This is a genomic window from Streptomyces sp. NPDC001204 (assembly GCF_053598035.1).
This window is the reverse complement of sequence record NZ_JBSFJL010000004.1, coordinates 67,548-91,995: the sequence shown is the minus strand read 5'-3', so window position 1 is coordinate 91,995 and position 24,448 is coordinate 67,548. Positions and strand designations below refer to the sequence as shown.

The window sequence follows — 24,448 nt, the reverse complement described above, 5'->3', positions numbered from 1 at the left end:
GGTGGACGCGTTGTCAGTGCCGTACGGCAGACTCGGGGCGTGCGAAAGATTCATGTGATCGGCATCGGCACAGGCGACCCCGACCAGCTCACCCTCCAGGCGGTCAGGGCGCTGCGCGAGACGGACGTGTTCTTCGTCCTCGACAAGGGCGAGGCGAAGTCGGACCTCGTGCAGCTGCGCCGGGACATGCTTCGCACGCACATACCGGAGGGGACGTACCGCGTGGTGGAGGCGCGTGACCCGGAGCGGGACCGGACGGCGGGCGGTTCCGCCTACTCCCCCGCCGTCGGCGACTGGCGCAGCGCACGCGCGGACATCTACGAGCGGCTGATCACCCGGGAATTGGGCGGGGACGAGACCGGCGCGTTCCTGGTGTGGGGCGATCCGGCGCTGTACGACAGCACGCTCGGCATCCTCCAGGAGGTGCTGGCGCGGGGCACGGTGGACTTCGCGTACGACGTGGTGCCCGGCATCAGCAGCGTCTCGGCCCTGGTGGCCCGGCACCGTACGGGGCTCAACCGGGTCGCCCGGCCCGTGCAGATCACCACTGGGCGGCGGCTGGCCGAGGGGTTCCCGGAGGGCGTGGACGACGTGGTCGTGATGCTCGACGCCCACCAGGCCTTCCGGCACTGCGCCGACCAGGACATCGACATCTACTGGGGCGCCTACATAGGCACCCCGGACGAGATCCTCGTCTCCGGCCCGATCGCCGAGGCCTCGCCACGCATCGAGCGACTGCGGGCCGAGGCCCGCGAGCGCAAGGGGTGGATCATGGACACGTATCTGCTGCGCCGCAGGCCCGAGGGCCGGCCGGAGAAGGCGGAGTAGGCCGGGCGGCCCGGCCGAGGCGTTCCAGCACGGCCGCGACATCCGGTACGGCGGTCAGCTCCGGCGGCAGCGGCGGACGGCGTACGACGACGACCGGCAGCCCGAGTTCCCGCGCGGCCGAGAGTTTGGCCGCGGTGGCCGCTCCCCCGCTGTCCTTGGTCACCAGTACGTCGATGCGGTGCTCCCTGAGCAGCTCTGTCTCGCCGGCCACGGTGAACGGTCCGCGGGCGAGCACCACCCGTGTGTCCGGGGGCATCGGCGGCTCGGGCGGCTCGACCGAGCGTACGACGAAGCGCGTCTCGGCCAGGTGGGCGAAGGCGGCGAGGCCCAGCCGTCCCGTGGTCAGGAACGCCCGGCGCCCGAGCCGCGGCAGCAGCTCCGCCGCGGCGTGCAGGGAGGCGACCGGGTGCCAGCGGTCCCCTGGGCCCGGCCGCCATCCGGGCCGGCGCAGGACCACCACGGGTACGCCGGTCGCCGCCGCGGCCCGCGCCGCGTTCCGCGTGATCGCCTCGGCGAAGGGGTGGGTGGCGTCGACGACGGCGTCCACGCGGTGCTCGCGCAGCCAGGAGGCCAGCCCCTCCGCCCCCCCGAACCCTCCGACCCGCACATCCCCGTCGAGCGCCCCCGGCCGCGTCACCCGCCCCGCCAGCGAACTCGTCACCCGCACCCCGTCTCGCGCCGCAAGCACCGTGGCCAGTTCACGGGCCTCGGCGGTACCACCGAGAACCAGGATGTGCGAGGACATGGCATCGAGCGTAGGGGGTGACGGACGGGGGGCGGCACCAGGGTGCGGCGACGAGGGCACGAGGTCCTGCCGGGTGACGGGGCTCTCCGCGTGCGGTGCGTAGCCGCATACGGTGCGGCGCGTGGCATCGCCCCCGATGCGGACCCTCGATTGCCGCGGTTCGGTATCGCGCCGCGCCCGGCATCGCGTACCGGCGCTGCGCGGCGCGCCGCGGAGGAGAGCGTGCCCGCACGGCCATCGGCCGGGCCGTCCTCGGCGCCGTGGCCTGCCCTCAAGTCCCGTGGTCCATCGCGCGTCAGGCGCGCGCGCCCGGCCGCAGAGCAGCAGGCGCGAGGCGCCCAGAGGCTGAGGCGGGGCGGCGAGGCGCCCAGAGGCTGAGGCGGGGCGGCGTGGGACCCCGGAAACGGATGGACGGGCTCAACGCCGCCCGCCTAGGTGCAGGCCGTGTTCGGACAGGGGGCCCACCGACCAGCCGGCGTCGTGGCAGACGCGGAGAAGGCCGGGCAGGGCGCCGAGGGTTGCCTGCCAGGAGTCGGGGGCGGAGGCGTGGTCGGTGTCGTGCAGGAGGATCGTGCCGCCGCCGCGCAGGTCCGCGGTGACGGTCGTGCGGACGGAGGCGGGGGTCGCGTCCGCCGTCCAGTCGCGGCCCCAGGCGGTCCACAGCACGGGGCGCAGACCCGCGCGCCGGGCGGCGGCCCAGCGGCCCGCGGTGAGAATGCCGTAGGGCGGGCGGTACCACCGCGGCCGCAGGCCCGTGGTGTCGTGCACGGCGCGGGCCGCCCGCGCCGTCTCCCGGACGTCCCGGGCCGGAGCCGGCAGCCAGGGGCGGCTGTGGGTCCAGCCGTGCACGGCGAGCTCGTGTCCCCGGTCCGCGATGTGCCGGGTGAGGCCGGGGAAGCGGGCCGCTCTCTCGCCCAGGACGAAGAACGTGGCGCGTACGTGCAGCCGGTCCAGCTCGTCCAGGAATCGCGGCGTGGAGGCCGGGTCCGGGCCGTCGTCGAAGGTCAGTGCGACGTGGTCGGGGCGGCCGGTCCCGGCGAGGCCGGGGAAGCACAGAGCCCGGAAGCGGGGCAGCCAGGTGGCCGCCGGGACGATGTGGGCGGCCGCGACGGCGGCCACCGGCGTGAGGGCCGCCAGCGCGGTGCGCGCGGGACGGCTGCCTGGTCCTGCCACCTGCCGGCTCCTCCTCATCGATGCTCTGCCCTCCACCTGCCGACTCCTCCTCGTGCTCATGGCCTCACGGGTGCTCCGCCTGCGCCCTTCCCGGACCGGAGGCCGCGCCGACCGCCGATTCCGCGTCCCACTTGCCCGACACGGCGGGGGAACGGGACAGACCGACCGTCCCGGCCGCGAGCAGACCGATACCGATCGCCTCGGGCACCATGCGTACGCCCAGGGCGATGTGTTCCCCGAACAGCGCCCATCCCAGCGCCATGCTCGTCAGGGCGTCGCCGAGGGTGAGGGCCGGCTGGGAGGCGACGAGCGTGCCCGCCCGGAAGGCGCACTGGAGCAGTCCGAAGGCGGCCAGTCCGGTGATCGCCGTGGCGTACGGCGTCCAGTTGGACGCCAGCACGGCCAGGCCCTGCGGATAGAGGCCGGTCACCTCCTTGAGGAGGGCGGCCGTCGCCGCGAACAGCACGGCCGAGGCCAGACCGAGCACGGCAGCGCGGGCCGGGCCCTTGACCAGCCGAGCCACGCCGATCAGCAGGAGCACCAGGCACGCCAGGGCGACGCCGACGGGGATCCAGCGCGCCGCCTCGGCCGTGGCGCGTCCGGCGGACGGCGAGGCGGCGCCGAGGAAGACGGCCAGTCCGGCGGCCAGGGCGAGGAAGGACAGCCAGGTGATCCGGGCCGGCCGCCGGCGGAAGACGATGCTGCCCATCGCCAGCGTGAACAGAAGTTCGGTCGCCAGCAGGGGCTGGACGAGTGACAGGCTTCCGACGGCCAGCGCCGCGGCCTGCAACACCGCGGACACGGCCAGCATGGCCGCCCCGGCCAGCCAGAACCGCCGCCGCCTGACCTTGACGGCGTGCGGCGTACGCGCGCCGACCGGCCCGTTTCCGCCCTTCGCCGCACGGGGGTCCGGGCCGCCGCCCTCCCCGCGCCTGTCCGGTGGCCCGGCCGCCGTACCGCCGGTGCGCCGGTCGCCCCCTCCCCCGCCCTCCGGCGTCTCCGTTGCCGCGCGCCGCATCAGTACCGAGGCCGCGGCGTTGGCGCAGGCGGCGAACAGTGCGAGGACGACGGTGAGCACGTTCACCCCGTGCGTCACCCGAACCGTGCGGCGAGGCGGCGGTACAGGGCGGGCGCGGCGCCGCGCACCCGGCCCGGCAGCCGGGTCCAGCCGGGGACGTACACCTCGTCCCGGCCCCGCGACACCGCCTCCCACACCGCGTCGGCGACCCGGCTCGCCGGGACGGGCCGGGGCCGGGAGCGCCGGTAGGGCACTCCTCGGCGGTCGAAGAACGGCGTGTCGACCACCCCAGGCACCACGTGGCTGATGCCGACCCCCGTGCCGCGCAATTCGTAGCGCACGGCGTCGGCGAAGGCGCCCAGCGCGGCCTTGGCGGCGGAGTAGACGGCCTCGTCGCGGACACCGACCGTGCCCGCCAGGGAGCCGATGATGACCACGCGGCCGGTGCCCTGCCTGATCATCTGGGGCAGCAGCAGCCGTACCAGGCGCAGCGTCGCCAGCACGTTGACCTCGAACAGCTCGTCGATGGCGGGCTGGGGCATGGTGCTGAACGGCCCGGCCCACCCGATGCCCGCGCCCGCCACCAGCAGGTCGACGCGGCCGACGCTGTCGAGCGCGAACTCCGCCAGTCGCCGCTCGGCGCCCTGGCCGGACAGGTCCGCCGGGAAGGCCACGGCCGAGGTGCCCCGGGCGACCTCCTCCAGCCGTGCGCGGTCGCGCCCGTTGAGCACCAGGCGCCAGCCGCCCTCCGCGGCGAGCCGCCGTGCCACGGCCGCGCCGATCCCGGACGAGGCCCCGGTCACCAGCGCGCCCCCGCCCGGCGCCGCGGCACCGCCGGTCCGGCCGGGCGCGGCGCTCGGCGCCACCGGTGCCTCGACCGGCGTGCCGGAGCCGGACCGTACGCGGGAGGGGGCGTGGGACATCGGGACGCACCTCGAGGATCGGACGGACCGAGGGCCGCCGGTGCGGCCCCGGCGGTACGGGACGGCCTCCGGGCTGGTGAAGTATCCCGGAGGCTGTGCCCGAAACGTGGGACGGGCGCAAGGGTGTGCCCGTTCGTTTGACTGCGGTGGGTGAGGGTTACTCACTTCCAGTGTCGTCCGAATCGTCCGTGCCGCCACCGCTGCCCGCCGCCCGCGAGCCCGGTACGCGCCACACGCCCGCCCGGCCGAGCCCGGCGTCCCCGCCGGAAGCGGAGCGGCTGCTGGTGGTGACCGCGAGCATGGGGTCGGGCCACGACACGGTGGCCGCCGAACTGGTCCGCCGCGCCCGCGCCGCCGGCAAGGAGGCCCGTGTCGTGGACGTGCTGGCCCTGCTGCCAGGCGGTCTGGGAAGCGGCCTGCGCGGCTTCTACCGGACCGTCGTGCGTCGGGCCCCCTGGGTCTACGCCGGTATCTACGATCTGTTCCTCGCGCCCGGACCCCGGCCACGCCCGAGCGGCACCCCGCTGGCGCGGCTGGCCGGTGGGCGCCTGCTGGGCCTGGTGGGTGAGTGGCGGCCCGATGTCGTCGTGCCGGTCTTCCATCTGGCCGCCCAGCTCACCGGCCACCTCCGGGCGCGCGGCGCGCTGCGGGTGCCCAGCGCGGTGGTCGTCGTCGACTTCGCGGCGCACCGGCAGTGGCTGCATCCGGGCAACGACCTGCATGTCTGCCTCACGGACGAGACCGCTCGGGAGGTCCGGCGGGGCACCGGCCGAGCGGCGGAGGTGACCGGTCCGGTCGTGGCACCGGAGTTCTTCGCCGCGGGACCGGGGACGGCCGTGTGGCGGCGCCGGCTGGAGCGGCACGGCGGCGGGCGGCCCGCGGTGCTGGTCTCCGCGGGCGCCTGGGGAGCCGGCAGCCGGCTGGCCGACACCGCCCGGCTGCTCGCCGCGCACGGTTTCCTGCCGGTCGTGCTCTGCGGACGCAACGAACGGCTGCGCCGCACCCTGTCCGCGACGCCGGGTGTCCTCACCCCCGGTTGGGTGACGGACATGCCGGAGCTGCTGCACGCGTGTGCCGCCCTGGTGGACAACGCGGCCGGGCAGACCGCGGTTCAGGCGCTCGCCGCGGGCCTGCCCGTCGTCGGTCACCGCCCGCTGCCCGGACACGGCGCGGAGGGGCTGCGCCGTATGGCGGCCCTCGGCGTCTGCGACCACGCACCCGACCCGGATGCCCTGCTGCGCGCCCTGGCCCGTCTCACGGTGCCGGGCGCACCGCGTGAGGAGCGGATCGCGGCCGGGCGCGCCCTCTTCCGGCAGGACCCGCTCGACCTGGTCGTACGGGCCGCGGGGGCGAGCCGCCCTTCCTAGCTCTGCCCCTCCGGGGGCTTCTCAGGGCCGGTCGCCCCGGGTCTCGTCCCGCCGGAGGTCCAGGCGTCCTACGCGGGCGACGTTCTCACGGTCCTCGGTGTCCTCGCTCGGCGCGGCGGCGAACCAGGCGTCGAGGATCTCCTTGAGCAGCGGTTCGGAGGTCAGCCGCAGGCCGAGCGCGAGTACGTTGGCGTCGTTCCAGCGGCGTGCTCCGTCCGCCGTGTAGGCGTCGGTGCACAGAGCGGCCCGTACGCCGGGCACCTTGTTCGCGGCGATGGAGGCGCCCGTGCCGGTCCAGCAGCACACGACGGCCTGGTCGGCCCGTCCCTCGGCGACGTCACGGGCCGCGGCGGCCGAGCACGCCGCCCACCGGGGGTCGTCCCCGGGGCGCAGCGCACCGTGGGTCACCACCTCGTGACCGTGCTCGCGCAGCAGGGCGACGAGCGAGCGGGCGACGGGTTCGGCCATGTCCGAGGAGACGGAGATCCGCATGTGCCGGAGACTACTCAGCGCGCCGTCCGGACTCCAAGGGCGCCCGCACGCTCCGGCCGGCGGCCGAGCGCGCCGGCTCGCCCACCCGCGGGCGTGTCTAGGAGAACCAGGCCATCCCGAGGAGCAGCGCGGAGACGAAGAGGACGGCGCCGCCCACGACGGCGGCGGCACGGGAGTGGCGGCGCAGCGAGGAGCGCACTCCGGGTCGGCGCGGGGGCACCCGGTGCACGCTGGTGTTCCAGCCGGAGTCCATGCCTGCGGCCCCCGACGCGACCCCGGCGCGAGCGGGGGCGGGAGCGGCGGCTGCGCGGCGGTGCGCGGGAGCCGTGCCCCGCTGGCTCGGACCGCGGTGCTGCCCGCGTCCCCCGCCCCCGTCCCACTGCTCCGGGGGAAGCGGTTCGGGAACGCCCCGCCACGCGCCGCCCGCGAACCAGTCCGCTGCCTGCCGGGCCGTGGGCCGTTCCTCGGGCTGTTTGGCCAGCATGCTCAGCAGGTACGCCTCGAAGGCGGGCGGCAGCGTCGCGCCACGCTGGTGCGGCGGTACGGGCGGGGAGTCGACGTGCTGGTAGAGCAGCGCGGTCGCGGTCGACGCCTCGAAGGGCGGGGAGCCGACGGACAGGTGGTAGAGCACGCAGCCCAGTGAGTACATGTCGGAGGCCGCGCTCGCCGGGGTGCCGATGGCCCGTTCGGGCGCCAGGTAGAGACCGGTGCCGACGATCTGCCCGGTGGTGGTGAGCGCGCCGGAGGGGTCGTCGACGAAGCGGGCTATGCCGAAGTCGGCGATGCGGACGGTGCCCTGGTGGTCGCTGAGCAGGTTGCCGGGTTTGACGTCCCGGTGCACGATGCCCTGGGCGTGCGCCGCGGCGAGGCCCTCGGCGGAGTGCTGGGCCACCTGGGCCAGGCGTTCCGGCGAGAGCGGGCCGCCGGCGGTCAGTTCACCGGCCAGGCTGTCGCCCTCGATGAGTTCCATGACGAGGAAGCAGCGGTCCTCCCAGGCGCCGAAGTCGAGCGTCCCGACCACGTGCGGGTGGTTCAGCCGGGCCGAGGTCTGCGCCTCCAGTCTGAACCGGGCCTCGGCGGAAGCGTCCGACCCGTCGTTCAGCAGCAGTTTGACCGCGATCGGTCTGCCGAGCACCTCGTCGAGGCCTCGCCAGACCTCGCCCATTCCGCCGCGCCCGATGACCGTCTGCAGCCGGTACCGCCCCGCCACCAGCACCCGTAGCCCCGCCCTCAAGATCCCCGAAGTCCCGCCCTCACGACCGCTCTCCGCAGCGGGCGCGGCAGCAGCCGGGCAGCGCATACGGATCGCGGCAACCGCGGCTCATCTTAACGATCACTCAGGGTGCTCCCGACCCATGCCCGGCCCTCCCGGGCGGATTGTCCGGACAAGAAACCTTCCGGGTTTCGGACCGGGGCCCTCCGAGTGAAAAGCACGGAGTCGCCCGTCACACAAATATGTAGAGCTGATCACGTATGTCATCGTCGCCCTACCCGCCTGATCCACTCGGGAAGGAGAGGACGAACAGTGACCCCTCTTACATGGCTGCTCATCCCCCTGGCGGCGGTGTTCATGACGAGCGTCTGGGGCCTCCTCACGGGACGGCCGCGGCGCACCGACGACATGGCGGACGTGGAGCGCTACGACCGCCTCCGCGCGGCGCTGGCCCGCGCGGCCTCCTGACCGGACGGCCTCCCGCCCCGGGCGGCCTCCCGACCGGACACCTCCCGACCGGATGACCGGCTAGCGCAGCAGCAGCTGCAAGCCGCCCACGACGGTGGCCGCGATCACCAGCTGCTCGAACAGCCGCTGGTTGATGCGGTGCACCGCCCACTTGCCGAGCAGCGCACCGGGCACGACGAAGACCACCAGCACGGCGTCCAGGAGGAGCGAGCGGCCGTCGATCAGTCCGAGGCCGGCGCTGAAGGGCACCTTGGAGACGTTGACGATGAGGAAGAAGAAGGCCGACGTACCGAGGAAGCCGAGCTTGCGGAAGCCCGCCGACAGCAGGTACAGCGACATCACCGGGCCACCGGCGTTGGCGACCATGGTGGTGAAGCCGCCGAGGACGCCGTAGAAGCGGGCCTTGAGACGGCCCGGACGGGTGGTGACCGAGTCCGGCTCCTCCCCCCGGTCGGCGTTGCGGCGCCGCCACACCGTCACCCCCGCCATCAGCAGCAGGATCGCCCCGATCGACGTCCGTACGATGCCGTCGTCGGCCCACATCAGGAACAGGGTGCCGACGACCACCCCCGCCGCGACCGCCGGGAACAGCCGCCACAGCGTGGGCCAGTGCGCGTGCCGCCGGTAGGTGAGGACGGCGAGTACGTCGCCGGCGATCAGGACCGGCAGCAGCACCCCGGTGGAGGCGCGGGCGGGCAGGACGGCCGCGAAGACGGCGAGGCTGACCGTGTTGGCCCCGCTGACGGCGGTCTTCGAGAAGCCGACGAGCAGGGCCGCGAAGGCGAGCGCGGCGAATCCCCACCCCGATATGTTCCAGAGCGTCATCGTGTTCATGCGGTGACCGATGCTATGTCCTGACAACCGGGGGCGTAAGGACCGTCTCACCTGGAGGAGCCATGGCCGACGTCCGCGAGCACGTGCTGACCGGCGTCCGGGGCGCACTCGCCGTCCGCGAGTGGCCGCGTTCGCGACCGCGGTACGTCGCCCTCGTGGTGCACGGGTACGGCGAGCACTCCGGCCGCTACGAGGAGCCGGCCCGCGCACTGGGCGCGCACGGAGCGGCCGTGTACGGCCCCGACCTCGTGGGCCACGGGAAGTCGGCGGGCGAACGCGTGGTGGTCGAGGACTTCGAGGAGGTCGTCACCGACGTGCACGCCGTGGCGGATCTCGCCCGTGCCGCGCACCCCGGTCTCCCGCTCGTGCTGATCGGCCACTCCATGGGCGGGCTGATCTCCGCCCGCTACGCCCAGCGCCACGGCGCGGAACTCGCCGCGCTCGTGCTGTCCGGGCCGGTCATCGGTGACTGGGAGCTGCCGGGCCGGCTGCTGGCCCTGGACGAGATCCCCGACACGCCGGTCAGCCCGGCCGCGCTGTCCCGGGACCCGGCGGTCGGTGCGGCGTACGCGGCGGACCCGCTCGTCTGGCACGGCCCGATGAAGCGGCCGACGGTCGAGGCGTTCGCGCGGACCTTGAAGGCCGTCGCCGAGGGCGGCGACGTAGGGGAGCTGCCCGTGCTGTGGCTGCACGGCGACGACGACCGGCTGGTCCCGCTCGGCGGGAGCCGGGCCGGGATCGAGCGGCTGGGCGGCGCGCTGACCGAGCGGATCTACCCGGGCGCCCGGCACGAGGTGTTCCTGGAGACGAACCGGGCGGAGGTGTTCGCCGGCATGACGGACTTCCTGGACCGCGTGCTCGCGCGCTGAGCACCCGTCTCCCGGCCGGAAAAGAGCGTCCGACCTGGGCGGGGCGGTTGTTTGCCCCCTTTCGACGAGGGCACTCGCGCCCCCATGGAGTGGTTGCGCGGTGCGCGTGGGACCGGCGAGGCCGAACGCATCGCACCGCTCCGTACCGCCAGAGACGACTCCCAGAGACGACTCCCCAAGGAGAACCACCGTATGACTGTCGTGAAGAGCACGATCCCCGAAGCGGCCCTTCAGGTCACCGGGGACGCACTGCAGAGCACTCTCGTGGACCTTCTCGGGCTCTCCCTGATCGGGAAGCAGGCGCACTGGAACATCGTGGGACCGCGGTTCCGGTCCATCCACCTCCAGCTCGACGAAGTGGTGGCGGCGGCCCGCGAGTTCGCCGACACGGTCGCGGAGCGCGCCGCGGCGCTGGGCCTGCCGCCGGACGGACGTCCGGAGACGATCGCCTCGGCCTTCACGCTGCCCGGCCCCAAGGACGGCTGGGTGCGCGACACGGAGGTCGTCGAGGTCATGGTCGAGTCCCTGGAGGCGGCCATCAGGCGGCTGCGCGAGCGCATCGACGCGACGGAGAAGCCCGACCCGGTCTCCCAGGACCTGCTGATCACGATCACGGCCGAACTGGAGAAGCAGCGCTGGATGTTCGCCGCCGAGAACGTGAGCGAGCACGGCTGAGCACCGCGCGGCGGCGGGCATGCGGGCCGGCGTGCGTACCGCCGTCACCCGAGCGGCCCCGTCCCGCGGCGGCGGGCATGCGGGACGGGAGCGCCGCGCCTAACGTCGAGAACGCACACCAACGGCGGTGTCCGGGACGGCCCCAACTCCGTCCACGGGTGCCGGTTCGGCGTGGGAGGCCGGTCAGCCAATGAGACTCACCGAAGCACGCCGCCGCGACCGGGACCGGCCGCTGCTCGTCAGCAGGTGGCACGAGACGGCGGACCGGCATCTGACCCCGCTGCGACGGTCGTTGCTGATCACGTGGATCTCCTTCGGGGTCACCTTCGGCACCGTCCGCGTCATCACGCACGGCATCCGGGGCGGCTGGCTGCCCTGGGGCAACATCTCCGCGGGTGGCGAGCACCTGCACCACTACAACTTCGGCATCGCCACCCTCGCCGGCGTGGGCCTGATCGCCGTACGCGGTGACGAACGCGCGGTCGGGCACCCCGCCGTGGCGGCCGCGTACGGCTGCGGCACCGCCCTCATCTGCGACGAGTTCGCACTCCTGCTGGATCTCCGGGACGTCTACTGGGCCAAGCAGGGCCGGATCAGCGTCGACGTCTCCCTCGGAGTCATCTCCGTGCTCGGCGCCTACCTGACGGCGAAGCCGTTCTGGCACGAGATCGGCCGTGTCACCCGGCACCACATCGTCGCCGCGGCCGCACGCCACGGCGGCGCCACCGCCTGATTCCCGCACCGCCCACCACGGCCCGGTCGCCGTCACGCACGCCGCGCGGGCGGTCGCACCCACCGTGAGGAGCAAGGCATGAGCCCAGCCGAGCGCCAGGAGCGCGGCACCGAGGCCTCGGGGCAGGACCCCGCCCCGCAGCAGTGCGGGGTCCCGGACCCGCCCGTGCGCACCCAGGCGGCGGGACCGGGGCCGTCCGCGATACGCATGCGCGTATCGCGGGCCGATCCCTGGTCGGTGATGTCGATGAGCTGCCTGGTGCTGCTGGGACTCGGTGCCTGCGTGCTCGTCACCATGCTGCTCGTCTGGGCCATGCTCACCGCGATGGACCCCGAAGCCTGGCCCTCCTTCGGCTGGACGCTCGTCATCGCCGCCGGTGTCGTCACCCTGGAGGTCGTCCTGGGTACGGCCCTGGCGACCCTGGGCGCGTTCCTCTACAACATGTCCTCGCAGTACGCCGGGGGTGTCCATCTGACGCTGGCCGACGACCCGGCGATGGTCCGCGAAGGCCGGCCCGAGCTGCTGCCGGACGTCGGCCGTGCGTTCCACCGTCTCCAGGACCGTCTGGGATTCCCGCCGCCCGGCTGCGGAGCGCGCTACGCCGAGTTCGCCGACCGCTGCGGCGACGCGTGGCGGCGGCTGCGCGGCCGGGCCGGCGACTGGCGGACCGCTCGGCAGGACAGCCGCCAGGACACAAGGCAGGACAGCCGGTCCGACACTCGGCAGGACGAGGACGGCCGGCCCGGCCCGGACGACGGCCACGGTCACGGCCAGGACGACCGCGACCGCAGGGACCGGGACGACCCGGACACCCGGGTCGAGGAGACCACTCCCGGCTGACGATCCGTGCTCCCCGCCGGCGACAACCGGGGCTCCCCCGCTCCGGGCACGCGACGGTCAGCCGCCGAGGCCGGGCGGCAGGTGCAGCAGGCGCGCGATGGTGCGCAGTACGCCGTTGTCGTTGTTGGAGGGGGCCAGGTGGCGGGCCCGGCCGATGACCTCGGGGTGGGCGTTGGCCATGGCGAACGACCAGTCGGCGGCGTCCAGCATCTCCAGGTCGTTGAGGTAGTCGCCGAACACCAGGGTCTGGGCAGGCGTGATCCCCAGATCCCGCTGGAGCCGGCGCAGCGCGGCGCCCTTGTCGGCGGTGCGGTTCATCACGTCGACCCAGTGCTCTCCCGAGACGACGACCTGGTGGGTGGCGGCGAACGGCGCCAGCGCCGGGGCGGTGGTCCGTTCGGCCGACCCGAAGTCGAACAGGGCCACCTTGATGACGTCGTCGTCGACGGCCGCCGCGTCCGGCACGATCCGGTGCCGTACGTAGTACTTGCGGACCTCGGCCAGGAAGGCCTCGTCGGTCCGCTCCACGTAGGCGGACCGCTTGCCGCAGACCACGGCGCCCACGTCCACGCCCTGGGCGACGAGTTCCCGTACGGCTCCGACGAGGCGGGCCGCGACGGCCGGGTCCAGGGGGTCGGAGCTCAGCTCCACGCCGTCCCGGACGACGTAGGTGCCGTTCTCCGCGATGAACACCATGCCCTCGTCGTGGCCGGCGAACTGCTCGGCCAGCGTGGCGTACTGGCGGCCGCTCGCGGGACTGAACAGCACGCCGCGGCGGCGCAGCTCGGCCAGGGTCGGCCACAGTCCGGCCGGGAGCCGCTTGGCGTCGTCCAGGAGCGTGCCGTCCATGTCGGTGACGATCAGCCGTATGCCGGCGGGGCCGGTGGCGGCTTCCGGGGCGGGTTCGGGGGTGGTGAGCAGGGGCGAGGGTGTGCTGGGCATGTCCGTTTTCCGTGGCGGGCGCGGCGGACGCGTCCGGGATCGTGGGGCGCCGGCTCCGTTGCCGTGCGCGGGGGCGGTGGTCGACGCCGTACCGGCTCCGGGACGTCGTCAGCCGGGTCGGCCGGGCCGCGCCGCCGCGCTGGAGCCACGGCCCAGACAGCCTAGCGGGGCGCCTCGCAGGGGTTTTTCCCGACCAGGTCCGGGGCCGCCCGGGGCCCGGGGCCGGCGGTCGTCCCGGCCGGCCGGGTTCGGCCGATTCCCGGACACGGTGATCACCGGGCGGCACAATGGCGGCGTCGGCCGCGGGCAGGGCGCGACCACGGCCACGGCAGTCACGAGACGGCACGCGACGAACCAGGAGTGCAGACGTGAGCGAGAGCCACACCCCGCCGGACGGGTCGCCGGGGCTGAACACCACGGTGGCGCACAACGCGCGCGTGTGGAACTACTGGGTCGGCGGCGAGGACAACTACGAGGTCGACCGGCAGGTCGGCGAGCACGTCGCCGGGATGTTCCCGGTGATCCGGGACGTGGCCCGCGCCGACCGCGAGTTCCTCGGACGGGCGGTCCGCCACCTGACCGCCGAGCGCGGGGTGCGCCAGTTCCTCGACGTCGGCACCGGGCTGCCGACGGTCGACAACACCCACGACCTGGCCCAGCGGATCGCCCCGGACGCGCGGATCGTGTACGTCGACAACGACCCGGTCGTCCTCGCGCACGCCCGCTCGCTGCTGACCAGCACCCCCGAGGGCGCCACCGCCTACATCGAGGCCGATGTGCACGCCCCGGAGGCCATCGTCGAGCGTGCCTCCGCGACGCTCGACTTCGGCCGGCCCGTCGCGGTGATGATGCTGGGCATCCTGAACTTCGTCCTGGACACCGACGAGGCGCGTGACATCGTCGGCCGGGTCATGGCCGCGGTCCCCTCGGGCAGTTTCCTGGTGCTGACGCACCCCACCTACGACGCCGGCCTCGGCGGCGGGGGCAACGTCCCGGCGATGGAGTTCTGGAACGCCAACGCCACACCGCCGATCACCGCCCGCTCCCGTGCCGAGGTGGCCGCCTTCCTCGACGGCCTGGACCTGGTCGAGCCGGGCCTGGTGCCGTGCTCGCGGTGGCGCCCGGACGGCGACTCCCCCGCCGCGGTACCGCAGTTCGGCGCGGTCGCCGTGAAACCCTGACTCGGGCGGTACCCGGCCGCCGGTTCGCCCGAGCCGAGCCCGTCGAGGAGGACCATGACCACCCTTGCCGACCCCGTCCCCGGCGGGCGTCCCGGTGACATCGAGCGGGCCACCGCGCTCAGCGGCGAACTCGCGGGGCGGGGCGTGCACGGAGTCGTGCTGGCCTACGTCGACACCGCGGGGATCGCCCGGGTCAAGACGGTGCCGACGGCCAAGCTCCCCTCGGCGGCGGCCTGGGGAGCGGGCATGTCCCCGGTGTTCGACACCTTCCTGGCGCACGACTCGATCGTCACCACCGACGTCCTCGGCTCCCCCGACGGCGATCTGCGGCTCTACCCCGACCTCGACCACCTGGTGGTCCTGTCCGGGCAGCCCGGCTGGGCCTGGGCCCCGGTCGACCGGATCACGCAGGAGGGTGAGCGCCACCCCGGGTGCAGCCGTACGTTCCTGCGCCGGATCACCGCCGACGCCGAGCGGCACCACGGCCTCACCTTCGAGGCGGCCGTGGAGGTCGAGTGGGCCGTGGGCCGGGGAGACGCGCCCGGCGGCGAGTTCGAGCCCGCGGTGTCGGGTCCGGCGTACGGGGCCGTCCGGCAGGTGGAGCTGAGCGACTGCGCCGCCGATCTGCTGGCGGCCCTCGCGGCGCAGGGCGTGGACGTGGAGCAGTTCCACCCCGAGTACGCGGCCGGGCAGTTCGAGGTGTCCGTCGGCGCGCTGGACCCGGTGGCGGCGGCCGACCGCAGCGTGCTGGTGCGGCAGACCGTACGGGCCGTGGCCCGGCGGCACGGGCTGAAGGTCTCCTTCGCGCCGGCCGTCCTCGCGCGGGGCGTGGGCAACGGCGGCCATGTCCACCTCTCGGCCTGGCGCGACGGGACCAACCTGCATTCCGGGGGCGACGGCCGCCACGGCATGACGGCCGAGGCCGAGTCCTTCACGGCCGGTCTCCTCGCCCACCTGCCCGCGCTGACGGCGGTGACCGCGCCGAGCCCGTCCAGCTATCTCAGGCTCAAGCCCTCCCAGTGGGCCGGCGTGTTCACCGCCTGGGGCCGGGAGACCCGCGAGGCCGCGCTGCGCGTGGTCACCGGGACCCGCGGGCAGGGCGCGCGGGCGGCCAACCTGGAGGTCAAACCGGTCGACCTCGCGGCCAACCCGTACCTGGCGCTGGGCTGCCTGATCGCCGCCGGGCTGGACGGGATGACGTCGTCCGCGTCCCTGCCCGAGGAGATCACCGGGGACCCGGCCCGGTTCGGCGAGGCGGAGGCGGCGGCGCGGGGCGTACGGCGCCTGCCGGTCTCGCTGGCGGAGGCGGTCGCCGCGTTCCGCGGGGACGACCTGCTGCGCACCGCTCTCGGAACGGTGCTCGCCGACGCGGTCACCGCCGTGCGGCAGGGCGAGATCGCGGCCGTCGAGGGACTGGACGACGAGCAGGTCGCGGCGGCGTACCGCTGGATCTACTGATGTGCGCGTCGGCCGGGGCCGGAGCGGTCCACGAGGCGCTGGCGGCGCTGCCGCTCGTGGACCACCACTGCCACGGGGTAGCCACCGCCGACCTGGACCGGACCGGTTTCGAGTCCCTGCTCACCGAGGGCGAGGTGTGGCCCGGCAGCGGCATCTCGCCGTTCGACAGCCCGGTCGGTGTGGCGGTGCGCCGGCACTGCGCGCCGGTCCTGGACCTGCCGCGCCACGCGTCCGCCGAGGTGTACCTGTCCCGCCGGGCCGAGTTGGGCGCGGCGGAGGTCAACCGGCGCTTCCTCGGCGCCTGCGGCACGACCGTCTTCTGCGTCGACACCGGTTTCGCCCCCGAGCCCGGCACCACTCCGCGGGAGCTGGCCGGCGCCGCGGGCGGCGGCGCGGTGGCGTACGAGGTCGTACGGCTGGAGCGCGTCGCGGAGGCCCTGGCGGCCGGGGGCGTCGAGCCCGGCGAGTACGGCGCCGCCTTCCGTGCGGCCGCGCAGGACGCCGTGCGGCGGCCGGGCGTGGTCGCGGTGAAGTCGGTGGCCGCCTACCGCACCGGATTCGACCTGGACCCGGCACGCCCCTCTCGGGAGGAGGTCGCGCGGGCGGCGGCCGGCCTGCTCGCCCGCGCGGGCGGCCGTCTCGACGACCCGGTGCTCGTACGGCATCTGCTGTGGACGGCCGTCGACCTCGGTCTGCCCCTCCAGCTGCACACCGGGTTCGGCGACAGCGACATCCGCCTGCACCGCGCGGACCCCGCCCTTCTGACCGACTGGCTGCACCTGACCGCCGGCACAATCCCGGTCCTGCTGCTGCACTGCTGGCCCTACCAGCGCCAGGCCGCCTATCTGGCCGCCGTGTTCGAGGGGGTGTACCTCGACGTCGGTCTGGCACTGCACCACGTGGGTCCCGCCCGGGCCCGGGCGGTCCTGGCCGAGGCCCTGGAGATCACTCCGTTCCGCAAGCTGCTGTACAGCTCCGACGCCTACGGCCTGGCCGAGTTCCACCACCTGGGCGCCGTGGCCTTCCGGCAGGGCCTGGCCGGGCTGCTGCGGGAGCGGGTGGACGCCGACGAGTTGAGCCCGGCGGACGCGCTGCGGATCGCCCGCTGGGCGGGGCGGGACAACGCCCGGCGGGTCTACGGACTGACCAGCCCCACCGGCCTCGACGACCCCGCTGACCCCACCGATCTCCCTACTACCGAACTCCCCCATTGAGCACCACTGAAAGTATGATCAAGCGATGTCTGACATGACCGAAACCACGCCCGGTTGGCTGACCACGGACGAGCTGGAGTCGGCACGCGCCCGCATGCCGATCCTGTACGTCGAGGCGGTACCGGTGCGCGTCGACGACAGCGGCGAAGTGACCAGCATCGGCCTGCTGCTGCGCATCGGACCGGACGGAACGGTCAGCCGGACCCTGGTCTCCGGCCGGGTGCTGCACCACGAGCGCGTGCGGGACGCCCTGCTGCGCCATCTGGAGAAGGACCTCGGGCCGGTGGCGCTGCCCCGGGTGCCGGCGTCCCTCCAGCCGTTCACCGTCGCCGAGTACTTCCCGACGGCCGGTATCACGCCGTACCACGACCCGCGTCAGCACGCCGTGTCGCTGGCCTACATCGTGCCGGTCGCCGGCGACTGTCGTCCCCGGCAGGACGCGCTGGACCTGGTGTGGTTCAGCCCGCAGGAGGCGGCCTCCGCCGCGCTGCAGAGCGAGATGCCGGGCGGGCACGGGGTGCTGCTCAAGCAGGCGCTGGCCCACGTGGGTCACGCGTACTGACGGGTGACGCGAAGGGCGCCTCCGGCATCACCGGCGGCGCCCTCCCCGGCATGGCCGGCTATCCGGCGGTCGCACGGGCCGCCGGGGCCGGGCCGCGGTCGTCCTCCGTCACGAGGTGGTCGGCTGGCCCGTCCGGGTCGAGGAGCCGGCCCAGCCGTCCCGGCACGTCGAAGCCGACGAGGACCACGACGATCATCGTCCCGGCGAAGGTGAGGACGGCCAGCGCGTGGCCCAGGTCCATGCCGGAGGCGAGGCGGGCGCCGAGGACGGGGGCCACGGCGCCGCCCAGGGCGCCCACGTTGTAGGTGAAGCCCAGCGCGGCGGCCCGGGTGTGGGTCGGGAAGTGGCCGCCGATGTACCGGGGCAGCAGGCCGGAGATGCCGAAGCTGGTGGCCTGGAGCACGAACAGCAGCACGCCGAGCAGCGGCAGGCTGTCGCGTACCGCGAAGACCGGGAAGACGAAGGCCAGTGAGGCCAGCAGCGTGAAGGCGTACGCCTTCCTGGTGCCGATCCAGTCGCCCATGAACCCGGCCAGCCAGCAGCCGGCCATCGTGCCGAAGCCCGCGTAGTAGAGCGCGTCGGTGACCTGGCCGGCGTCGTAGCCCAGGTCGGTCTTCAGATAGGTGGGCAGCAGCGCCTGGATGGGCCAGGAGTACAGGAACGCGAAGAAGATCGTGACGATCATCGACACGTACAGCAGCCAGCCGCGACGGCCGCCCAGCTGCACGGCGAAGGCGATCAGGCAGGCTCCGGCGAGCACCGACAGCACCGGTACGAGACCGTCGCCGAGCGGGGTGAAGACGGCGAAGAGCGAGACGGTGGCGGCCACCGCGAGCACCACGTTGACGGTGGCCCTGGCCCGGGTGGTGAACAGCGGGCGGAAGGGGTTGGGCCGCTGCTCCCGCTCGGCGACCGAGGCCTTCCAGTCGGCGGCCTCGGGCAGCGCGCGGCGCATCCACAGCGCGACCAGGACGGGGATCAGGCCGAGGTAGAACATCCAGCGCCAGCCGAGCGCCGGCACGACCCACTTGTAGACCTGGGCGGCCAGCACCGTGCCCACGGAGTAGCCGGAGATCAGGAAGCCGCTGGCCCGGTTGCGCATGTGCACCGGCCAGCTCTCCATGACGTAGGTGGCGCTGGACGAGTATTCGCCGGCCATGCCCATGCCGATGGCGAGCCGGGCGACGAACAGACTGGTGTAGTCCCAGGCGAATCCGCAGGCGAAGGTGCCCAGCGAGTACAGCAGGATGCTGACCACCATCGACAGCTTCCGCCCGAAGCGGTCACCGAGGGCGCCGAGGAGCGCGCCGCCGAGCCACCGCGTGATGAACGCGGCGGAGACCAGGCTCGCCGCCTGGACGGTGTCGAGGTGGAAGTCGGCGCTGATCTCGGTGAGGACCAGGGTGATCAGGACGAAGTCGAAGCCGTCGAGGACATAGCCGATCCAGGCGGCGAAGAACGACTTCCACTGACTGCGGCCCACCTGGTGGAACCAGGGCGGCTTGGACGGCTCGGTGTGGTGCACGGTTGCTCCAGGATGCCGGACGGACTCGTCGCCGAGCACCGTCGGAAGGTAAAGGCGCCTCTATCGACGTGTGAGGTGCGTCGCGAAGCGGTGGGTGAGGGCGGTCGGGGCGGTGATGGCGGTGCCGACGACCACGCTGTGGGCGCCCCGGGCGAGCGCCTCGGCCGCCTCCTCGGGGGTGCCGATCCGTCCCTCGGCGACGACCGGGATGCCGGTCGCGCGGGCGAGGGCGGCGACCAGTTCCAGGTCGGGGCCGGACTGGCGCGGGGAGCCGGGCGCGTATCCCGACAGGGTGGTGGAGACGAAGTCGGCGCCCTGCCGGGCGGCGAGAACGCCTTCCTCCAGCGTGGCGACGTCCGCCATGACCAGGGCGCCCGCGGAGTGCACCGCGGTCACGAGGTCGGCGAAGGAGCCGCCGTCCGGGCGCGGGCGCGCCGTGGCGTCCGCGGCGACCACGTGGGCGCCGGCCTCGGCGACGGCGAGGGCGTGGCGCACGGTCGGGGTGATGTAGACGCCGGTGTCGCCGTCCTTCCACAGCCCGATCACGGGCAGGGCGACGGCGGCGGCGACGGCGGCCACCACCTCGGGACCGTTGACGCGGACGGCCGCGGCGCCGCCGGCCTCGGCGGAGCGCGCCAGCCTGACCAGGGTCGCGGTGTCGCGCATCGGGTCGCCCTCGGGAGCCTGGCAGGAGACGATCAGGCGGCCGGCGACGGCGGTTACGGGCGAGGGGGTCGTGGTCATCGGGGTCCTTCCGGGGAGTGCGGGGACGGGGTGCGGGTGAGCAGGGCCGCCCCCAGTACGGCCGCGTCGGATCCGAGGCGCGGCGGCACCGGGCGCAGATGGCGCAGGGGGGCCATCAGCTCGGCGCGGAAGGCGTCGGTCAGCGCGGACCAGTACAGGTCGCCGATCCGTGGTACGCCGCCGCCGATCACGACGCGGTCCGGGCCGAGAGCGTTGGCCAGGCCGCCGACGGCGCTTCCCGTGGCCCGCGCCCCGGTGGTGATCGCCTGTCGTGCGGTGGCGTCGCCCGCGGCCGCGCGTTCCGCCACGGTCTGGAGGCGGTCGGCGGCCCGGCCGCTCAGGCGCTCGTACAGCGCGGTGATCGCGGGTCCCGAGGCGATCGCCTCGAGGTGGCCGTTGCCGCCGCAGGTGCAGGGCAGGCCGGTGGCCTCGGGGCTCGGCACATGGCCCAGGTGGCCCGCGATGCCGGCGCTGCCGTGCAGCATCCGGCCGTCCACCGCGACGGCGCCGCCGACTCCGGTGCCCACGGCGACGTAGACGAGGGAGGCGGACGGGTCGCCGGCCTCGGCGAGCTCGGTGGTGGCCGCGGCGCGTACGTCGTTGTCGCAGGCGACCGGCAGCCCCGTACGGTCGGCCAGGCCCGCGGCCAGCGCGGTGCCGGCCCATCCGGTGATGGAGTCGGTGGCGCTGGTGACGGTGCCGGTGCGCGGGTCCACGACACCGGCGGCGGCGACTCCGATCGCCCGGGCGCCGTCGTCCACCTCGCGGGCCGCGGCGGCGAGCGCGTCGAGCACGGCCCGCGCGCCCGCCCGCGCCGGTGTCGGGCGGGTGTGCCGGCGCAGCACCGTGCCGTCCGGGCCGACCAGGGCGGCCGCGATCTTGGTGCCGCCGAGGTCGAGTCCGATGACGGGAGCGGTGCCGGGGGCCGGGGGCCGCGTCATCGGACCGGGGTGAGCCCGGCGGCGCGCAGCCGCGCGTCGACCTCGGCGACGGGTGCGGCGCCCAGCTGGATCTGCGGGAAGGCGGTGTCGCCGCAGTCGATGACGCCCAGCAGGCGCAGGGCCGCCTTGAACGCGCCCAGCGCGGAGGAGCTGCGGCCCATCTCGGCCTCGGGGCCCGCGTCGACCATGGCGAACAGGCCGGCGAGCCGCTCCTGCTCCTTGACGGCCAGCGTCCAGTCACCCGTCCGTGCGGCCTCGTAGAGCCGGACGTAGCCGGCGGGGTCGACGTTGCCCAGGCCGGGGACGACGCCGTCGGCGCCGGCCAGCAGCGCCGCGTCGACGGTCAGTTCGGAGCCGGTGAGGACGGAGAAGGCGGGCGCGGGTCCCTCGGCGCGGCCCTGGCGTCCGCCGAGTGCGACGAGCAGGCGGCGCAGGGAGCCCTCGTCGCCGCTGCTGTCCTTGAGGCCGGCCAGGGTGCCGTCGGCGGCCAGTTCGAGGATCAGGGCGGTCGACAGCTTGCTGTGCACGGAGACCGGCAGGTCGTAGGCGAACAGCGGCAGGTCCACCGTCTGGCGGATCCGGCGGAAGTGGGCGGCGATCTCCCGGGGGTGGGTGCGGGTGTAGAAGGGCGCGGTGACCACCAGTGCGTCCGCGCCGAGCTGGGCCGCCTCACGGGCGTGGTCGAGGACGCGGGGGGTGGTGGTGTCGATGACGCCCGCGAGGACCGGTACCCGTCCGTCGACCGCGTTGACCACCGTCTCCAGGGCAGTGCCGCGCTGCTCGTCGGTGAGGTAGGCGACCTCGCTGGTCGAGCCGAGGGCGAAGAGCCCGTGGACACCGCCGCCGAGCAGGTGCTCGACCAGCCGGGCCAGGGAGGCCGTGTCGACCTCGCCGTGGGCGTCGAGCGGGGTGCACACGGGCGGGACGACTCCGCGCAGGGGTGCGGTCAGAGGCATGGGGGCTACTCCATGGGCTGGGAGACGGAACTGCTGATCGCGGCCGGCTGCTCCGCGAGGGTGACGTCAGATGTCTGACGTCTGAACAATAAGTCGCAGCCGCCCGGGTCGGTCAAGAGGGGGATGGCTCACACTCTCGATTCCGACCCGGGCGGCAAGTTCCCGCGAGGGGAACGACGTCCGGGGCCCGCCGTCGCGGGCCGGACCGCTCCGGTGACCGGTCAGGCGGTGCGCTCCACCTCGCCCACCGCACCCCGGCCCGCCTGCGCCTGAGCCTCCGTCAGCCGCCTGCGCACCGGCGCGTAGTGGCCGGACAGGGCGTGCACGAACCCCTCGGCGTCCCCCTGCCTGGCCGCCCGCACGATGGCGCGGTGGTCGGCGATGGTTCCCGCCTCGGCCTCCTCGGAGATGCCCTCCAGCTGCGGCGCGACGATGGCGTAGACGTCCCAGAAGGCCAGCGAGAGCTGGCTGACCAGCTCGTTCTGGAGCGGTTTCATCAGCCGCTCGTGGAAGGCCCGGTCGCATTCCGCGAAGCCGCGGTCGTCGTGGGCGCCGCGGCGGTCCATCTCGTCGACGAGGGCGTCGAGAGCGTCGAGATCCTCAAGCCCGAGCGTCGCCATGATGCGTGCGGCCATGCCGCGTTCGATCAGCTCGCGCACCTCGATCAGCTCGGACAGGATCCGGAAGTCGTCCTTGGGGCTGAGCAGACCGCGGAAGGCCAGACCCTCCACCAGCGCGGACAGGCTCAGCCGGCCGACATAGGTGCCGTGACCGCGCCGCACCTCGACGATGTCCAGCACCGCGAGGGTCTTCACGGCCTCACGGACGCTGGACCGGCTGGCACCGAGGGCGGCGCACAGCTCCGCCTCCGACGGCAGCGGGTCTCCCGGCTTGAGGTGATTGTCGAGGATGTAGCTCTTGATCGCCTCCGAGACCTCCTGACGCAGTGACGGCCTGACCGCCGCCCGGACCTCTTGCGGACGCGACGAATTCACCTCTTGACCCCTTCTGCTCAACGAAGCTACCTTCACAGCCTATCAAGGTCGGACATCAGACGTCTGATGGCGCGGCCCCAATTCCTCTACCGTTTCCTGGCTTTGTGCCGCCCCAGGAGGGACCCCACGTGTCGTACAAGACGCCCGTCGGCATGGATCGTCGCAGATTCCTGCGCTACGCGAGCGCCCTCGGGGCCGCCTCGGCCCTGACCGCCTCGATCTCCGCGTGCAGCGGCCCGGCCTCGACCGGCTCGGACACCGGCGCGAGCAGCGGAGGAGGCACGGACACCATCGAGACGGGTATCTCCTACCCGCTCTCGACCGGCTTCGACCCGATGATCGCCTCGGGCGCCACCCCGATCGCGGCCAACCTGCACGTCTTCGAGGGCCTGGTCGATCTGGACCCGGCCACGCTCCAGGCCCGGCCCGGTCTGGCCACCGCGCTGCCCGTCAAGGTGAACGCCACCACCTACCGCGCCACCCTGCGCGAGGGCGCCACCTTCCACGACGGCTCCGACGTCACCTCCGAGGACGTCGTCCACAGCTTCGAGCGGATCCTCGACGAGAAGAACGCCTCCCTGATGGCGCAGTTCCTGCCGTTCCTCGACTCGGTCGAGGCGGTCGACGCCAGGACGGTCGAGTTCAAGCTGAAGTACCCCTTCGCGCTGTTCCCCGGCCGCGTCTCGGTCGCCAAGATCGTTCCGAAGAAGCTGGTGGAGGCGGACCAGAAGGGCTTCGACGCCCTGCCCGTGGGTTCGGGCCCCTACCGGATGGTCTCGGCGACCCGCGAGGACAAGATCGTCTTCGAGGCGTACGACAAGTACAACGGCAGCCACCCGGCCAAGGCCAAGAAGATGGTCTGGCGCCTGGTCTCCGACCCCGCCGCCCGGGTCAGCGCCATGGAGTCGGGCCGGGTGCAGGCCATCGAGGACGTGCCCTACCTGGACGTGGACCGCCTCGCCAGGAAGGCGAAGGTCGAGTCCGTGCAGTCCTTCGGCCTGCTCTTCCTGATGTTCAACTGCAAGCAGAAGCCCTTCGACGACAAGCGGGTGCGGCAGGCGCTCCACTACGCGCTGGACACCGACAAGCTCATCACCACGGCCATGGCCGGCAACGGCTCGGCCGCGCGCAGCTACCTCCAGCCCACCCACCCCGACTTCCAGCAGGCCGCCACGGTCTACGGGCACGACGCGGCCAGGGCCAGGAAGCTGCTCGGCGAGGCCGGCGTCAAGAACCTCAAGGTCACCCTGCTCACCACCGACACCGGCTGGGTCAAGGACGTGGCCCCGCTGGTCAAGGAGAGCTGGGACGCCATCGGCGTGAAGACCACGCTGAGCATCGGCCAGTCCTCCGCCCAGTACGCCAAGGTGGACGCCGGCTCCTACACGGTCCTGCTCGCCCCCGGCGACCCGTCCGTCTTCGGCAACGACGTCGACCTGCTGATGCGCTGGTACTACTCCGGGCTGTGGCCCGAGAGCCGCTACGGCTGGGGCGGGACCGCCGCGTACAAGAAGGTCAACTCCCTGCTGGACAAGGCCGCCCAGGCCACCGACGAGGCCACGCGCAAGGACCTGTGGAGCCAGGCCGTCGACCTGGTCGCGGACGAGGCCGCCCTCTACCCCGTCCTGCACCGCAAGCTGCCCACGGCCTGGAACGACAAGGCGCTGAAGGGCTTCGAGCCGCTGCCGACCACGGGCCTGTCCCTCCTGGACGTCAGCCGCGCCTGACCCGCGTCTGACCCCGGAGCCGCGG

Annotated in this window: 25 protein-coding genes; 12 read left to right on the top strand and 13 right to left on the bottom strand. The window is 73.9% G+C overall.

Annotation, left to right across the window (positions count from 1 at the left end):
- Positions 1-39: 39 nt before the first annotated feature.
- On the top strand, positions 40-828 hold the full coding sequence (gene cobF / locus ACWC91_RS07670; RefSeq protein ID WP_450644610.1) for a precorrin-6A synthase (deacetylating): 789 nt from the start codon (positions 40-42) through the stop codon (positions 826-828).
- Here the strand turns inward: cobF and ACWC91_RS07665 are convergent.
- The 4 genes from ACWC91_RS07665 to ACWC91_RS07650 all read right to left on the bottom strand — a co-directional run bounded on the left by ACWC91_RS07665 (position 770) and on the right by ACWC91_RS07650 (position 4,687).
- Entirely contained in the window at positions 770-1,573 is an 804-nt protein-coding gene (locus ACWC91_RS07665; RefSeq protein WP_281156952.1) for a cobalt-precorrin-6A reductase, read from the bottom strand. The two genes, cobF and ACWC91_RS07665, sit on opposite strands and share 59 nt — an antisense overlap.
- Before the next feature lie 417 nt (positions 1,574-1,990).
- A complete protein-coding gene (locus ACWC91_RS07660) occupies positions 1,991-2,764 on the bottom strand; it encodes a polysaccharide deacetylase family protein (protein WP_374114090.1) in 774 nt (257 codons plus the stop codon).
- 46 nt (positions 2,765-2,810) lie between these two features.
- Positions 2,811-3,830: a DMT family transporter gene (locus ACWC91_RS07655; RefSeq protein ID WP_225080208.1), complete on the bottom strand. Its 1,020-nt coding sequence runs from the start codon at positions 3,828-3,830 to the stop codon at positions 2,811-2,813.
- 8 nt (positions 3,831-3,838) lie between these two features.
- Positions 3,839-4,687: an SDR family NAD(P)-dependent oxidoreductase gene (locus ACWC91_RS07650; RefSeq protein WP_225080207.1), complete on the bottom strand. Its 849-nt coding sequence runs from the start codon at positions 4,685-4,687 to the stop codon at positions 3,839-3,841.
- 170 nt (positions 4,688-4,857) lie between these two features.
- Between ACWC91_RS07650 and ACWC91_RS07645 the strand changes: the two genes are divergently transcribed.
- Complete coding sequence (locus tag ACWC91_RS07645; protein WP_450643939.1) at positions 4,858-6,054, top strand: MGDG synthase family glycosyltransferase; 1,197 nt, start codon at positions 4,858-4,860, stop codon at positions 6,052-6,054.
- Between the two features lie 21 nt (positions 6,055-6,075).
- On the opposite strand, the gene ACWC91_RS07640 is transcribed toward ACWC91_RS07645, so the two are convergent.
- Together ACWC91_RS07640 and ACWC91_RS07635 are read right to left on the bottom strand one after the other, a co-directional pair.
- Positions 6,076-6,546: an RpiB/LacA/LacB family sugar-phosphate isomerase gene (locus ACWC91_RS07640; RefSeq protein WP_225080206.1), complete on the bottom strand. Its 471-nt coding sequence runs from the start codon at positions 6,544-6,546 to the stop codon at positions 6,076-6,078.
- 97 nt (positions 6,547-6,643) lie between these two features.
- Entirely contained in the window at positions 6,644-7,780 is a 1,137-nt protein-coding gene (locus ACWC91_RS07635; protein ID WP_225080205.1) for a serine/threonine-protein kinase, read from the bottom strand.
- 291 nt (positions 7,781-8,071) lie between these two features.
- Between ACWC91_RS07635 and ACWC91_RS07630 the strand changes: the two genes are divergently transcribed.
- Complete coding sequence (locus ACWC91_RS07630) at positions 8,072-8,227, top strand: hypothetical protein (RefSeq protein WP_225080204.1); 156 nt, start codon at positions 8,072-8,074, stop codon at positions 8,225-8,227.
- 60 nt (positions 8,228-8,287) lie between these two features.
- Here ACWC91_RS07630 and ACWC91_RS07625 read toward each other — a convergent pair whose 3' ends face one another.
- On the bottom strand, positions 8,288-9,061 hold the full coding sequence (locus ACWC91_RS07625; RefSeq protein WP_450643940.1) for a sulfite exporter TauE/SafE family protein: 774 nt from the start codon (positions 9,059-9,061) through the stop codon (positions 8,288-8,290).
- A 62-nt stretch (positions 9,062-9,123) separates the two neighbouring features.
- On the opposite strand from ACWC91_RS07625, the gene ACWC91_RS07620 reads away from it, so the two are divergent.
- The 4 genes from ACWC91_RS07620 (at position 9,124) to ACWC91_RS07605 (ending at position 12,178) form a co-directional block, all read left to right on the top strand.
- A complete protein-coding gene (locus ACWC91_RS07620; RefSeq protein ID WP_450643941.1) occupies positions 9,124-9,930 on the top strand; it encodes an alpha/beta hydrolase in 807 nt (268 codons plus the stop codon).
- 192 nt (positions 9,931-10,122) lie between these two features.
- Complete coding sequence (locus tag ACWC91_RS07615) at positions 10,123-10,605, top strand: Dps family protein (protein WP_225080201.1); 483 nt, start codon at positions 10,123-10,125, stop codon at positions 10,603-10,605.
- A gap of 190 nt (positions 10,606-10,795) precedes the next feature.
- Complete coding sequence (locus ACWC91_RS07610) at positions 10,796-11,338, top strand: hypothetical protein (RefSeq protein WP_281156958.1); 543 nt, start codon at positions 10,796-10,798, stop codon at positions 11,336-11,338.
- Between the two features lie 78 nt (positions 11,339-11,416).
- Complete coding sequence (locus ACWC91_RS07605) at positions 11,417-12,178, top strand: DUF3566 domain-containing protein (RefSeq protein WP_450643942.1); 762 nt, start codon at positions 11,417-11,419, stop codon at positions 12,176-12,178.
- Between the two features lie 57 nt (positions 12,179-12,235).
- Here the strand turns inward: ACWC91_RS07605 and ACWC91_RS07600 are convergent, their stop codons facing one another.
- Positions 12,236-13,120, bottom strand: a complete 885-nt coding sequence (locus tag ACWC91_RS07600) for a Cof-type HAD-IIB family hydrolase (RefSeq protein ID WP_281156960.1) — start codon at positions 13,118-13,120, stop codon at positions 12,236-12,238.
- A gap of 368 nt (positions 13,121-13,488) precedes the next feature.
- On the opposite strand from ACWC91_RS07600, the gene ACWC91_RS07595 reads away from it, so the two are divergent.
- Genes ACWC91_RS07595 through ACWC91_RS07580 form a run of 4 tightly spaced genes read left to right on the top strand, consistent with a single transcriptional unit; the run spans position 13,489 to position 17,535 of the window.
- The gene (locus ACWC91_RS07595) at positions 13,489-14,301 is read left to right on the top strand and encodes an SAM-dependent methyltransferase (RefSeq protein WP_450643943.1); all 813 of its coding nucleotides are present in this window, start codon (positions 13,489-13,491) and stop codon (positions 14,299-14,301) included.
- 54 nt (positions 14,302-14,355) lie between these two features.
- Positions 14,356-15,759 (top strand): glutamine synthetase, encoded by a 1,404-nt coding sequence (locus ACWC91_RS07590; protein ID WP_450643944.1) that lies wholly within the window; start codon positions 14,356-14,358, stop codon positions 15,757-15,759.
- Positions 15,759-16,973 carry an amidohydrolase family protein gene (locus tag ACWC91_RS07585; RefSeq protein ID WP_450643945.1) on the top strand — a complete coding sequence of 405 codons (1,215 nt, stop codon included), beginning with the start codon at positions 15,759-15,761 and terminating at the stop codon, positions 16,971-16,973. Before ACWC91_RS07590 ends, ACWC91_RS07585 begins: the two co-directional genes overlap by 1 nt.
- A 34-nt stretch (positions 16,974-17,007) precedes the next feature.
- Positions 17,008-17,535 (top strand): NUDIX hydrolase family protein, encoded by a 528-nt coding sequence (locus ACWC91_RS07580; RefSeq protein ID WP_172633172.1) that lies wholly within the window; start codon positions 17,008-17,010, stop codon positions 17,533-17,535.
- 58 nt (positions 17,536-17,593) lie between these two features.
- Here the strand turns inward: ACWC91_RS07580 and ACWC91_RS07575 are convergent, their stop codons facing one another.
- The 5 genes from ACWC91_RS07575 to ACWC91_RS07555 all read right to left on the bottom strand — a co-directional run bounded on the left by ACWC91_RS07575 (position 17,594) and on the right by ACWC91_RS07555 (position 22,696).
- Positions 17,594-19,060, bottom strand: coding sequence for a sialate:H+ symport family MFS transporter (locus ACWC91_RS07575; protein ID WP_376499959.1), 1,467 nt, complete (start codon positions 19,058-19,060; stop codon positions 17,594-17,596).
- A 60-nt stretch (positions 19,061-19,120) separates the two neighbouring features.
- Positions 19,121-19,804: an N-acetylmannosamine-6-phosphate 2-epimerase gene (locus ACWC91_RS07570; protein ID WP_225079856.1), complete on the bottom strand. Its 684-nt coding sequence runs from the start codon at positions 19,802-19,804 to the stop codon at positions 19,121-19,123.
- Positions 19,801-20,745, bottom strand: a complete 945-nt coding sequence (locus ACWC91_RS07565; RefSeq protein WP_450725838.1) for an ROK family protein — start codon at positions 20,743-20,745, stop codon at positions 19,801-19,803. The genes ACWC91_RS07570 and ACWC91_RS07565 overlap by 4 nt, the downstream gene beginning before the upstream one ends.
- Positions 20,742-21,701, bottom strand: coding sequence for a dihydrodipicolinate synthase family protein (locus tag ACWC91_RS07560; RefSeq protein WP_141356161.1), 960 nt, complete (start codon positions 21,699-21,701; stop codon positions 20,742-20,744). Before ACWC91_RS07560 ends, ACWC91_RS07565 begins: the two co-directional genes overlap by 4 nt.
- A 221-nt stretch (positions 21,702-21,922) precedes the next feature.
- Positions 21,923-22,696 (bottom strand): FadR/GntR family transcriptional regulator, encoded by a 774-nt coding sequence (locus tag ACWC91_RS07555; protein WP_281157012.1) that lies wholly within the window; start codon positions 22,694-22,696, stop codon positions 21,923-21,925.
- A 152-nt stretch (positions 22,697-22,848) separates the two neighbouring features.
- Here ACWC91_RS07555 and ACWC91_RS07550 point away from each other — a divergent pair, with 152 nt between their 5' ends.
- The gene (locus ACWC91_RS07550; protein WP_450644947.1) at positions 22,849-24,423 is read left to right on the top strand and encodes an ABC transporter substrate-binding protein; all 1,575 of its coding nucleotides are present in this window, start codon (positions 22,849-22,851) and stop codon (positions 24,421-24,423) included.
- The last annotated feature ends 25 nt before the right edge of the window (positions 24,424-24,448 follow it).